A 12300-nucleotide genomic window follows, 5' to 3' on the forward strand; every position below is an offset into this window, starting at 1 on the left:
CCGCGCCCGGGGCGCGGCACAACGCGTTTGCCCAATTACCAGGTGCCCACCGTCGTAGCGAGGCTGTTGAACCACGCGTTCAGGTTGGTGCCGAAGAGCCCGACGCCGACGACTATGACGAGGGCGATCAATCCGACTAGCAATGAATATTCTGTGGCAGTCGCTCCCTTTTCAGCGGGAAGTTCGCTGAAAAGGAGTTGAAATGCGCGGAATTTCTTCTTGAAATTGAACATGTTGAGACCTATCGAGTCCGGCAGCTCTCGCTACCAGGCCGCAACCTTTCCGGCCAGGCCATTGAAGAAGGCGTTCAGGTTGGTGCCGAACAGCCCGACGCCGACGACGATGACGAGGGCAATAAGGCCGACAAGCAGCGAATATTCCGTCGCCGTTGCGCCTTTCTCGGAAGTGAGCTTGTCTTTGATGCCGGTGATGAAAGCGAGTGTGGAGATCATGAGAGTTGACATTGGAAAAACCTTCCCAGATAAGTGAATTTGTCTACGAATTCCAGTTGCCTACATATCCCTTTGGCGGTTCGGATTTCGATAGGACAAGAATTGCCCCTGGGAGGGTTAACAAACAATGCGTAGTGGTACTCGTCTTTCCGACACTGGATGGCGCTGACTACTCGAAGTACGATTCACGGGTACTCGGTTTACCTGCCTAAGTACTACTTAGGCGCCCGCGCAGTTGGGGCTCTTGTGAACCGAGGGAACTGGGAAGAACGTCAGGACCTCACGCAACGAGAAGGGCCACTCCAATTGCCGCGGCGAACATGGCAGGTCCGTGTGCCACCTCAGATGGCTTGGTTCCGCGCTTCAGGCGCAACATCAGCACCGTCACCACCCCGCCCACCACGAAGCCCAGCAGTCCCCCGTAGAACACGTGGGTCCAGCCCAAGTAGCCCAAGTACATTCCGAGTGGTGCCGAGAGCTTCACGTCGCCCATTCCGAGGCCTCCCGGAGAAATTAATCCGAGAATGAAGTACCCCAGGAACAAGATGACGCCGCCGGCAGCCGCTCGCAGCAGCCCCGGCCAGTCCGGAACAAGCACAGCCGACATAGTTAACAGACCAAGCCCGGACGCAAGCAGCACCAGGACCAGCGGGTTTGGGAGCAAATGGTGAGCGATATCAACGCGTGACAGCTGCACGGCGAGCGCTGACAGGAGGAGATAGGCGGGGAGTGCCGGAGACAAGCCGAACCGCAGCGTCATGAGGGCAAACAACGCCGCGGTCGCAACCGCCGTCGTGAGCCTTATGGCGGGGGAAGGGGGCCTGCCAAGCCTCGGCATGGACCAAGTGATCAGAAGCTCTGCCAGAGGGCTCGTGAGCAGCCCCAGGAGCCCGAAGGCGGCCACAAGCAAAGGCTGGGCGGCAGTTGCTGTCATCGCATCTCCTAGGAGCTCAGGAAGGGTCTCAGTTGTTCACGCTGGTTGCCAGCCTATTTTGACCCTGAAGCTCCTTGCCGCTATTGTTGATAGTCGTTGTGCGTGTCCTTTCTCGATGACACATGCCCGCTTGGGGATCCAGTTGCAGGATCGTTAACTCGACAGGCATATCGGGACTTCGGGATGACTGGTACATAGAGCCCTCACCTCTGCTCCGGTAACGCATACCTAGTAGGCACACGCTTCAAGCGTGCCGCCTAAAACATGAACGCCAGAACAAGAACGAGGCAAAACCGTGCGTACGTACACCCCGAAGCCCGGCGATATCAACCGCCAGTGGCACGTCATCGATGCCACCGACGTTGTCCTTGGTCGTCTTGCCAGCCAGACCGCAACACTGCTGCGCGGAAAGCACAAGCCGACCTTTGCGTCCCACATGGACATGGGCGACTTCGTCATCATTATCAACGCTGAAAAGGTCGCCCTGACCGGCGCCAAGCTGGAGCAGAAGCGCGCATACCGCCACTCCGGCTACCCGGGCGGCTTGACCTCCGTCAACTACGCGGAACTGCTGGAATCCAACCCGGTCCGCGCCGTGGAGAAGGCCATCAAGGGCATGCTCCCGAAGAACTCCCTCGCTGCACAGCAGCTGGGCAAGCTGAAGGTGTACCGCGGTGCAGAGCACCCGCACGCCGCCCAGCAGCCCAAGACTTTCGAAATCACCCAGGTCGCCCAGTAGTCCTGGCCACCAAACAACTTTTAATCAAGGAGAATCGTGGCTCAGAACGAAGAACTGACCACCGAGGCCGTTGTGGCTGAGGAAAACCTGACCAGCTACACCTCGGAGAGCGGTCCTGCAGAAGCAGAAGCGCCGAAGAAGGAGCGCCCGGCACTTACCGTTGCCGGCGCCGCAGTTGGCCGTCGTAAAGAAGCTGTTGCACGTGTTCGCATCGTGCCCGGCACCGGCAAGTGGATCATCAACGGCCGCGAGCTGGCCAACTACTTCCCGAACAAGCTGCACCAGCAGGACGTCAACGAGCCCTTCAAGATCCTTGATCTTGACGGCGCCTACGACGTCTTCGCACGCATCCACGGTGGCGGCATTTCCGGCCAGGCCGGTGCACTGCGTCTCGGCATCGCCCGTTCGCTGAACGAGATCGACGCCGAGAACAACCGCGCCACCCTGAAGAAGGCCGGCTTCCTGCGTCGTGACGCCCGCGTCATCGAGCGTAAGAAGGCCGGTCTCAAGAAGGCACGCAAGGCACAGCAGTACTCCAAGCGCTAAACATGCTCCGGGACGCTCCCAGCGTCCCCACGAGGCCCGTTCCGCCATGTTCGTGGTGGAACGGGCCTTCTCGTGTTTAATGGCTACTTTCCAATGGATTTCGTAGGTCGTACACCGTGGTGCCATCAAGGACATCTGAGTGGAAAGTGGCCGCCACCCAATTCTGAATCGCCGTGAGCTCCTGGCTGTTTCCCGGGACCTTCAGTTGTTCAGGTTGCTCGACCAGGTAGCAAATTTGTCCCGCATCGACCCAGTCCCGGAACCTGTTCAGGGTGGGGCTGGGATCCACAGCCGCGAATCCACCCAGCGGCATGATTGGACGATTGGAAGCCAGCTGAAAACGTGCTGCCGTTTGGGCAGGGTAAGTGGCCGCGGCCCACGTACATCTCGATGGGGCGTTCTGCAGCTTCTCCAAGATGGCTTGGCCGGGAATATTGCCAATCGCAATTCCGTAGGCCCAGGCTGGTTCCTGTTTCTTGACTCCGTCTAGGAAGCGGCTAAGGGTGTTCGGGTTCCGGGAGATTCCGCCCGAGAGCGGATTGGACCCGGACTGAGGAGAACCCACAGTTAGCAGAGAGCAAAATACCGGTCCGATCAGCAGCGCTCCAATTGCCACGGCAACTGTTGAGCGCTCGAGCCAAATCCAGGGTGGGCGGACCGCTGAGGCTGCCGCCAAAAGCAAGCCGGCAGACAGTATGGCGGTTCCGAGCCACTCGGGAAACACATCACTAATTCGCCATATTGCGTTGGCGAAGATGAAGCTTGCAACCAAAGCAGCCGTAGTCCATATTCGGCTTAGGGCTGTCTTGGCGCCCGACAAGAGCAAACGGGCACCAATACCGACGCAAAGAGCCAGCGGAGGCGCCAGGGACGACGAATAGTAGGAATGAAAGCCCTGGCTCATGAAACTCAGCACGAGGTACGTTGTTACGAACCAGACAACTGCTGCCGACGATAGGATGGCCTCATTCCGTTCGAATCGGCGTGTGGCAACGGCCCAGGTGATGGCCATGCAACTGAGCAAGGCAGGCATGAGTAGCCAGCCGATTTCCTGTCCGTAGTTCAGATTGATCAGCCTGAAGAATCCTGCGTCCGAAGCCATACTCCTGAACTCTTGGGGTATCAGGGACAAGGACGGGTCATCTGGATGCTGGACTACGCGGTCGATTCCGTTGTACCCGAGTGTTAGTTCAATCATGCTGTTGCTTGTTGAGCCTCCGACGAAGGGACGGGATTGGACAGGTGTGAGGTCGACGGCGAGCGGCCAGGCCATGGAACCAGCGGCCATGACGCATCCGGCCAGGGCAAGCCCGAGGAACCTTTTGCGCCAGGACAGGCGGGCGAAAAGGAGAAAGACCATCGCGATTGCCGGGAGAACCAGAAATGCCTGAAGCTGTTTCGTCAGAAATCCGAGAGCCAACAATCCGCCCGCGAGGATCAGTGGCTTGAGTTTGCCAGTCTCTGAGGCCCGGATCCCGGCGTAGAGCGCGGCAATCATCAACAGGACCATGAGCGGATCCGGGTTGTTGTAGCGGGCTAGTAGAACGGTGATTGGGGTGAATGCGAACACCATTGCGGCGATGAGGGCAGCCACGGCCGGGAAGTATCTGCGGGTTAGGACAAAGATCAGCAGCGTACTGGACAACGTGATGATCACTTGTGGAACTAGGAGACCCCAGGAATTGAGTCCGAGTAGGCGGACCGAAAGCCCCATGACCCAAAGGCTGAGTGGGGGTTTATCCACGGTGACGGAGTTCCCCCAGTCCGAGGAACCGAAGAAGAATGCCGTGAAGCCATGTTCACCGGACTGAACCGCAGCTGAGTAGAACGCGTTGGCCCAACCATTTTGATCCAGTTTCCACAGGTAAAAAAATGCCGTGGAGAGCAAGAAGACCGCGATGGTGACCTTCTCCCAGCGCGCAACTGGGGTTGGGCTTCGGACAGCGAAGCCGGTCGGCTGACGCCGAGTACGGGAGGCGGTAGATTCGGACACCGTCAAAAGATTCCTCCTTGAAATTTCCCCCAGATGTTGTTCAAGTCTGGGACAACATGATCAAAGTAGCGACTCTTTTGGCTGATTGAGTGCAAAACCCGTGCGCCGTTCCTCCGACCGACGAACCCGGAAGACCCAGATCCGGAGCAGCACGAATCGGACAAGGGTCGCGAATATGTTTGCGCAGGTCAGGACGAAAAGCTCGGTGCTGGGCGACGCGTCCGGATGGATGGCATGTAGTAGTAGCAGGGAAGAGGAAGTGATTCCCCAGGCGGCCAGGAACACCACGAGGCCTTGAAACTGTTGGGTGAACTGCCGCTCGGGTCCATGAATCCTGAACGTGAAGCGGCGGTTGGCGGCCGTGTTCGCGATGGCCGTGAGCAACAGGGCCAGGAAGTTTCCCTGCTGTGGACCAAACGGGCCCTGGAACAGCAGATATAGCAAAGCAAAAGCAAGAGTGGAGAACGCGCCGACGATTCCGAAACGTATCACTTGGCCGAAGAAACTTGGACGCGTTGGCGCGGCGATAGGTCCTCGCCCCAGCTCCGCGTATATCGCTTGCAAAGGGATATTTCCCTTCATCATGGAACCCGCGACGCGCACGAGGCCCCTGATATCGTCGATGGCCGTTTGGCGGATATCCACCCTGCTGTCTGGATCGTCGATCCAGTCGACGGGAATCTCGTGGATTCGAAGCCCTGCCCGCTCCGCCAAGATCAACAGTTCGGTGTCGAAGAACCAGCAGTTGTCCTTCACATAAGGAAGCAGCCGATGCGCGACTTCTGCCCTGACGGCCTTAAAGCCGCACTGGGCGTCGGAAAACTGGACCTGCATGGTCCGTTTAAGAATCAGGTTGTAGCTCCGGGAGATGAATTCCCGTTTGGGACCTCTGACTACTCTCGAAGTCCGGCCGAGGCGGGTGCCGATGCTGACATCCGAGTGTCCGGAAAGCAGGGGAGCGATAAGCGGCGGCAACGCCGCCAAATCGGTCGAGAGGTCCACGTCGACATATGCCAGAACTTTCGCTTCAGACGAGGTCCAGGCGTCGCGGAGCGCGAAACCCCGCCCCTTTGTCTCAAGGCGCCGATAACTGACATTGGGAACCTCATCAGCGAGCTTCCGCGCAATTAAACCGGTCGCGTCCGTGCTCGCGTTATCGGCAATCGTGATTTTCCAGCTGTACAACAATTCCCGAGAAAGATAGTCGGCAAGCCGATAAATGCTTCGTTCGAGTATGGCGGACTCGTTGAATACGGGGACAATTATTTCGAGCGCCAAGCCCCCAGAGCTAGGTGTCATGCGGTAATCGTAGATACTTGTTAAGGGGCATTACTAGAGTGGAGCAAAAAGCGCAAGTCAAGTAGTTCCACTCTATCGATCGCGCGGTTGAAGGAGTATGCACGGCCCTTCCGGCACTCCTTCGCTCGGCCCCTGCAACCGTCGTCTAGACTGGGACGCGATGGCTAGATTATTTGGAACAGATGGCGTGCGTGGTCTCGCCAATGGATTGCTCACCGCGGAGCTTGCTCTTCAGTTGGCCCAAGCTGCCGCAGTGGTCCTTGGCCACGAGCGTGCGGCCAACGGAACGCGGCCCCGCGCCGTGGTCGCCCGGGATCCGCGCGCCAGCGGAGAGTTTATCGCCGCAGCGGTGGAAGCCGGACTTTCGAGTTCCGGCATCGACGTGTACGACGCCGGTGTGCTTCCCACGCCCGCAGCGGCCTACCTCATCGCCGATCTCGATGCCGATTTCGGCGTCATGATCTCGGCCTCGCACAACCCCGCGCCGGACAACGGCATCAAGTTCTTTGCCCGCGGCGGCCAGAAGCTCCCGGACGAGGTTGAGGACGCGATCGAGGCCCAGCTCGGCAAGGAACCCTCACGCCCCGTGGGCGGCGACGTCGGCCGGATCCAGCGCTTCTCGGACGCCGAGGACCGCTACATCGTCCACCTGCTCGGCACCCTGCCGCACCGTCTTGAGGGCCTCAAGGTTGTCCTGGACTGCGCCCACGGTGCAGCCAGCGGCTGTTCCCCGCAGGTCTTCTCCAGTGCCGGCGCCGAAGTTGTAGTGATCGGCGCTGAACCCGACGGCCTGAACATCAACGACGGCGTCGGTTCCACCCACCTGGGCCAGCTCAAGGAAGCAGTCGTCAAGCACGGCGCGGACTTCGGCATTGCCCACGACGGCGACGCCGACCGCTGCCTGGCCGTGGACCATGAAGGCAACGAGGTTGACGGTGACCAGATCATGGCGATCCTGGCCCTCGCCCTGAAGAAGTCCGGAAAACTGAAGGACGACGTCCTGGTAGCCACCGTGATGAGCAACCTCGGACTCAAGATCGCCTTGCGTGAAGCTGGAATCACCATCCGCGAGACCGCGGTGGGGGACCGGTACGTCCTGGAGGCAATGCGCGACGGCGGCTTCAGCCTTGGCGGAGAGCAGTCGGGCCACGTGATCTTCTCCGATTACGCCACCACCGGCGACGGCGTCCTGACCGGACTTCAGATCGCCGCCCAAGTGGCCGGCACCGGACGGACCCTCCAAGACCTTGCCCGCGCCATGACCAAGCTGCCGCAGCTCATGATCAACGTGAAGGGCGTGGACAAATCACGCGCCGCCACGGACGAAGGCGTCGCTGCCGCAGTGGCCGCCGCTGAGCTCGAACTTGGTGACACCGGCCGCGTGCTCCTCCGGCCGTCGGGCACCGAAGCACTGGTGCGCGTGATGGTGGAAGCCGCGGACATGGAAACGGCCACCCGCATATGCACCGAACTCGCCGGCGTCGTCGAAGACCGCCTCGCCATTCCACGCGAACTGGCGCTTTAGCCCCGAAAACAGCAAAACAACTGTGGCCCGTCTCCATAAGGAGGCGGGCCACAGCTAGTTCAAGTGCTTACCTTTGAGCCGTGCTTATCTTTGAGCCAGGCTGTCGCGGATCTCCGTGAGGAGCGTGACCGCGGGGTCCGCCGCCGGCTCGTCTTCCGTGATGCCCAACTTGGCGTTGCGGCGCTCGATGAGGTGGTTCATCGGAGCCACCACGACGAAATAGATTGCGGCTGCTACCAGGACGAAGTTGACGATCGCGGTCAGCAAAACGCCGAACTGCAGGTCATTTCCGTTGATGGTCACCTTCGCGAAACTGTCAAAGTTGGGGGATCCAACCAAGGCAGCGATCAGCGGCATGAGGACGTTCTTGACGAGTGCATCAACAACTGCACCGAAGGCGGCACCCATGACGACGGCTACGGCAAGGTCTACGACGTTGCCCTTCAGAATGAAATTCTTAAATCCACTCAACATGGCACCAAGCTAGTGCATGCTTGTAAATTCAAAGTGAGCGGCCGTTCAATTTTCGGGAGTGTCGGAAACTTTCCTGGTTAATCAACCGTTAGGGGTAGCCCGGCGCCGCTTCGAGTCCAAAGTACTCCTCGAGGGTGCCGATGCCCCGCTTGGCCATATCCGTCGCAGCCTCAACCCCGACGAATCGCAAATGCCAGGGCTCGTAGTAGTAGCCCGTGATCTCATTGAGCATCCACGGGTACCTGACAACAAATCCGTGCTTGTACGCATTCGCTTTGGCCCAGACGGCCGCCGGCTGATCAGCGAAGCAGGGTTCGAAGCTGCACGCCCCGCCGCCGTCGCCGATGTCGAAGGCCCAACCGGTCTGGTGTTCCGAGAAGCCGGGACGGGCGGAAGCCGTGTCCGCCGAGGCCTGGCCGCGCGTGCTCACGTAGCCGTTGTATGTGGCGGTTTGGGTCTGGAAGGAGCGGTAACCGGACGCCAAGGTCATGGTGGCGCCTTCCGAGGCGGCTGCTGCGAAGAGCTTTTCGGCCGCTGCGGCGGTGGTGCTGTTGAGGAGGGACGCCTCTCCGCTGACTGCGAGTTGCACGCGGGGCTGTACCAGGTCGGGAGGGACAAACTGCAAGGGGGTCAGCGGCCGGTGCTTGTTGACGATGACCCACTGGCTCGCCGGGTCGCTCAAGGAAAACTGCTGGGACAGGACCCCCGACGGCGGAGCCTTCGACGGCGGTGCGCTCGACGGCGGCTCGCTCGCCGCTGCGGTGGGAACCGCCGTCGTGGTCGCCACGGTCGGCGTCGCGGTTTGGAGACGCGAGGGGGACGGTGCCGACGTGGGCGAGGCGACCCGGGTATCCGGGCTGCAGGCCGCCAAGGCCGCCATTCCCGCCCCTGCGGCAAGAAGCGTCGCGAAGGACCTTCGGCTGGGGCCGCAGTTGTAGCACATCCGTGCTAGACCTTTCGGAGCAGCATGCGGCGGATGGAATGGTCGGCATCCTTGGTGAGGACAAGTTGCGCCCGGCCGCGGGTGGGGAGCACGTTTTCCTCCAGGTTGGGCTCGTTGATCCGCTTCCAAATGCCGCGTGCAGTGGCTTCGGCCTCGGCATCGGAGAGCGTCGCGTAACGGTGGAAGTAGGATTCCGGCTGGGCGAACGCGGTGCTTCGAAGCTTGCGGAAACGGTCCACGTACCAGTCTTCGATGTAGGAGGTCTTGGCGTCAACGTAAATGGAGAAATCAAAGAAGTCGCTCAGGGCCAAGCCTTGCCGGCCGTCCTGCCGGGGACGGGCGGGGGCCAACACGTTGAGGCCCTCGACGATCAGGACGTCGGGCCTCCGGACCACCACTTCCTTGTCCGGGACGATGTCGTAGGTGACGTGCGAATACCAAGGAGCCCGGACTTCTTCGGCGCCCCCCTTGATCGCACTCACGAAACGAAGCAAAGCCCGGCGGTCGTAGGACTCCGGAAAGCCCTTGCGTTCAAGCAAGTGCCGGCGCTTCAACTCGGCGAGGGGATACAGGAACCCGTCGGTGGTGATGAGTTCGACGTTCGGGGTGCCGGGCCAGCGGCGGAGCATCTCGCGCAGCACGCGGGCGATAGTGGACTTGCCAACTGCCACCGAACCCGCGACGCCGATCACGAAGGGCGTGCGCTGGGTCTGCTCGCCAAGAAAGGTGGTTGTGGCTGCATGAAGCTGTTGTGACGCCTGGACATAGAGGTGCAACAAGCGGGAGAGCGGGAGGTAGACCTCGCGGATTTCCTTCATGTCCAGGGGATCGCCAAGGCCGCGAAGCCGGATGATGTCCTCTTCGTTAAGCGGCTGCTCCATCTGCGCACCGAGCCGGGACCACGTCTGCCTGTCCAGTTCCACGAACGGAGAGGAGCTGTCGCCGTTCGCTTCGTTGCGTTGCAAAGTCACCATAGAGATTCTGCCCCTCCGTTGGCTGATCCGGAAATACAGCATGAACGGCGGGCAGATTTTGTGTGAGCATGCTCTCCCGGAAAAGGTGCATGTACCTGCATATTCCGCGGCCTGGGCTGATTGCGGGCCCGGATATCCTACGTCCATTTCGCGGGGCAACCGCTACTCTTGTAGGCATGTGTGGAATCGTAGGTTACGTTGGCAATTCATCCCGCCGGGCAGATGCCGGGCACTCGGCCCTCGACGTCGTACTTGAAGGACTCCGGAGGCTTGAATACCGGGGCTATGATTCAGCCGGAGTAGCAGTGGTGGCTGATGGAACCATCACAGCCCGGAAGAAGTCCGGGAAACTGAGCAATCTACTGAACGAGCTCGAGGGAAATCCGCTCCCGGACTCGCTGACCGGCATCGGCCACACCCGTTGGGCCACCCACGGCGGACCCACCGACCAGAACGCCCACCCGCATCTGGCCGATGGCGGACGCCTGGCGATGATCCACAACGGAATTATCGAAAACTTCGCCGAGCTCAAGCAGGAGCTCATCGCCAAGGGTGTCACTTTCGAATCGGAGACGGACACCGAGGTGGCGGCAGCACTGCTGGGCGATATTTTCCGCAACCAACTCAATGGCGACTCCTCCAACGGCAGGCTCACCAAGGCGATGCAGCTCGCGTGCCAGCGGCTCGAAGGCGCGTTCACGCTCCTCGCCGTGCACGCGGAACGGCCCGACGTCGTCGTCGCCGCGCGTCGCAATTCCCCCCTTGTCGTCGGACTGGGGGAAGGCGAGAACTTCCTTGGCTCCGACGTTTCCGGTTTCATCGACCACACGCGCCGCGCCGTCGAGCTTGGCCAGGACCAGATCGTCACCATCACCGCCGACACCGTGGAGATCACGGACTTCTTCGGCGCCCCCGCCCAGGGCAAGGAATACCACGTTGACTGGGACCCGGCTTCTGCGGAAAAGGGCGGCTTCAGCTCCTTCATGGAGAAGGAAATCCACGACCAGCCCGACGCGGTCACCCAAACCCTCCTCGGCCGCTCGGACATCAACGGTCAGCTGACTTTGAGCGAGCTCCGGATCGACCCCGAGTTGCTCAAGCAGGTCAACAAGATCATCGTCCTGGCCTGTGGCACGGCCGCATACGCCGGGATGGTCGCCAAGTACGCCATCGAGAACTGGTGCCGCATCCCCACCGAGGTGGAGCTTGCGCACGAATTCCGCTACCGCGACCCGATCGTTGACGCCAACACGCTGGTGGTGTCCATCAGCCAGTCCGGCGAGACCATGGACACCCTGATGGCGGTCCGTTACGCCCGCGAACAGGGCGCCAAGACGATCTCCATCTGCAACACCAACGGATCCACCATCCCGCGTGAATCAGACGCCGTTCTCTACACCCACGCCGGTCCGGAGATCGCCGTCGCTTCCACCAAGGCGTTCCTGGCCCAGATCACCGCCGCCTACCTCCTGGGCCTCTACCTCGCCCAGTTGCGCGGAAACATCTTCTCCGGCCAGATCAAGGACGTCCTGGCGGACCTTGGCAAGATCCCCGCCCACATCCAGAAGATCCTCGACAACGCGGGTCCCCTCCGCGAGCTCGCCCGCAGCATGAAGGACGAGAAGTCGGTCCTCTTCCTGGGCCGCCATGTGGGCTTCCCGGTAGCACTCGAGGGCGCGCTGAAGCTCAAGGAAATCGCGTATATCCACGCTGAAGGGTTCGCTGCCGGTGAGCTCAAGCACGGTCCGATCGCCCTGATCGACGAAGGGCAGCCCGTCTTTGTGGTGGTTCCCTCGCCTCGGGGCCGCGATTCCCTCCACGCGAAGGTTGTCAGCAACATCCAGGAGATCCGCGCCCGCGGTGCGCGCACGCTGGTGATCGCCGAGGAAGGCGACGAAGCCGTGCGGGCTTACGCCGAGCACGTTTTCTACGTCCCCCAGACACCTACCCTGCTGATGCCGCTTCTCACCACTGTTCCGCTGCAGATTTTTGCCGCAGAGCTCGCCAAGGCCAAGGGGTACGACGTGGACCAGCCGCGCAACCTCGCCAAGAGCGTGACCGTAGAATAACGGCATGATTGTTGGCATAGGCGTAGACGTCGTAGACATAGAGCGCTTCGGGCGCCAACTCGAGCGGACCCCGGGCCTCCGTGACCGTTTGTTCGTTCCCGCGGAACGCGAGCTCAACACGCGGTCCTTGGCCGCGCGCTTCGCGGCCAAGGAGGCCGTGGCCAAGGTCTTGGGAGCTCCCGCGGGCATGAACTGGCAGGACTGCTGGATCGGCCTGGACCAGAACGGCCCCACCATCAAGGTGAAGGGCACCGTCCTGGCAGTTGCCGATTCCATAGGCGTGAAGCGCTGGCACGTGTCCATGAGCCACGATGGCGGAATCGCCACTGCCATGGTCATCGCCGAAGCGTAG

13 protein-coding genes are annotated in these 12300 nt (G+C 61.0%); 5 read left to right on the forward strand and 8 right to left on the reverse strand.

Annotated elements, in window-relative coordinates:
* Positions 1–35: 35 nt before the first annotated feature.
* The 3 genes from AC3WJM_RS02355 to AC3WJM_RS02365 all read right to left on the reverse strand — a co-directional run bounded on the left by AC3WJM_RS02355 (position 36) and on the right by AC3WJM_RS02365 (position 1386).
* Entirely contained in the window at positions 36–233 is a 198-nt protein-coding gene (locus AC3WJM_RS02355) for a Flp family type IVb pilin (protein WP_492271108.1), read from the reverse strand.
* Between the two features lie 30 nt (positions 234–263).
* Positions 264–464 carry a Flp family type IVb pilin gene (locus AC3WJM_RS02360; protein ID WP_307052512.1) on the reverse strand — a complete coding sequence of 67 codons (201 nt, stop codon included), beginning with the start codon at positions 462–464 and terminating at the stop codon, positions 264–266.
* Between the two features lie 268 nt (positions 465–732).
* Positions 733–1386, reverse strand: coding sequence for a prepilin peptidase (locus AC3WJM_RS02365; protein ID WP_492271109.1), 654 nt, complete (start codon positions 1384–1386; stop codon positions 733–735).
* Between the two features lie 295 nt (positions 1387–1681).
* Here AC3WJM_RS02365 and rplM point away from each other — a divergent pair, with 295 nt between their 5' ends.
* Positions 1682–2125 (forward strand): 50S ribosomal protein L13, encoded by a 444-nt coding sequence (gene rplM, locus AC3WJM_RS02370; RefSeq protein ID WP_024817563.1) that lies wholly within the window; start codon positions 1682–1684, stop codon positions 2123–2125.
* A 36-nt stretch (positions 2126–2161) separates the two neighbouring features.
* On the forward strand, positions 2162–2671 hold the full coding sequence (rpsI, locus tag AC3WJM_RS02375; protein WP_059387396.1) for a 30S ribosomal protein S9: 510 nt from the start codon (positions 2162–2164) through the stop codon (positions 2669–2671).
* Between the two features lie 76 nt (positions 2672–2747).
* Here the strand turns inward: rpsI and AC3WJM_RS02380 are convergent, their stop codons facing one another.
* Positions 2748–4664 (reverse strand): ArnT family glycosyltransferase, encoded by a 1917-nt coding sequence (locus AC3WJM_RS02380; RefSeq protein ID WP_492271110.1) that lies wholly within the window; start codon positions 4662–4664, stop codon positions 2748–2750.
* 60 nt (positions 4665–4724) lie between these two features.
* The gene (locus AC3WJM_RS02385; protein WP_284991846.1) at positions 4725–5963 is read right to left on the reverse strand and encodes a bifunctional glycosyltransferase family 2/GtrA family protein; all 1239 of its coding nucleotides are present in this window, start codon (positions 5961–5963) and stop codon (positions 4725–4727) included.
* Between the two features lie 160 nt (positions 5964–6123).
* Between AC3WJM_RS02385 and glmM the strand changes: the two genes are divergently transcribed.
* Complete coding sequence (glmM, locus tag AC3WJM_RS02390) at positions 6124–7488, forward strand: phosphoglucosamine mutase (RefSeq protein ID WP_492271111.1); 1365 nt, start codon at positions 6124–6126, stop codon at positions 7486–7488.
* A gap of 84 nt (positions 7489–7572) precedes the next feature.
* Here glmM and mscL read toward each other — a convergent pair whose 3' ends face one another.
* From mscL to coaA, 3 genes are all read right to left on the reverse strand, one after another.
* Entirely contained in the window at positions 7573–7962 is a 390-nt protein-coding gene (gene mscL / locus AC3WJM_RS02395) for a large conductance mechanosensitive channel protein MscL (protein ID WP_059387399.1), read from the reverse strand.
* A gap of 88 nt (positions 7963–8050) precedes the next feature.
* A complete protein-coding gene (locus AC3WJM_RS02400; RefSeq protein WP_492271112.1) occupies positions 8051–8905 on the reverse strand; it encodes a M15 family metallopeptidase in 855 nt (284 codons plus the stop codon).
* 5 nt (positions 8906–8910) lie between these two features.
* Positions 8911–9879, reverse strand: a complete 969-nt coding sequence (gene coaA / locus AC3WJM_RS02405) for a type I pantothenate kinase (protein WP_059387404.1) — start codon at positions 9877–9879, stop codon at positions 8911–8913.
* Positions 9880–10055: 176 nt separating this feature from the next.
* Between coaA and glmS the strand changes: the two genes are divergently transcribed.
* A complete protein-coding gene (glmS, locus tag AC3WJM_RS02410; protein WP_306958955.1) occupies positions 10056–11948 on the forward strand; it encodes a glutamine--fructose-6-phosphate transaminase (isomerizing) in 1893 nt (630 codons plus the stop codon).
* Between the two features lie 4 nt (positions 11949–11952).
* The gene (locus AC3WJM_RS02415; RefSeq protein WP_059387406.1) at positions 11953–12300 is read left to right on the forward strand and encodes a holo-ACP synthase; all 348 of its coding nucleotides are present in this window, start codon (positions 11953–11955) and stop codon (positions 12298–12300) included.

Source organism: Arthrobacter sp. FW306-1B-G06A (genome assembly GCF_058781765.1).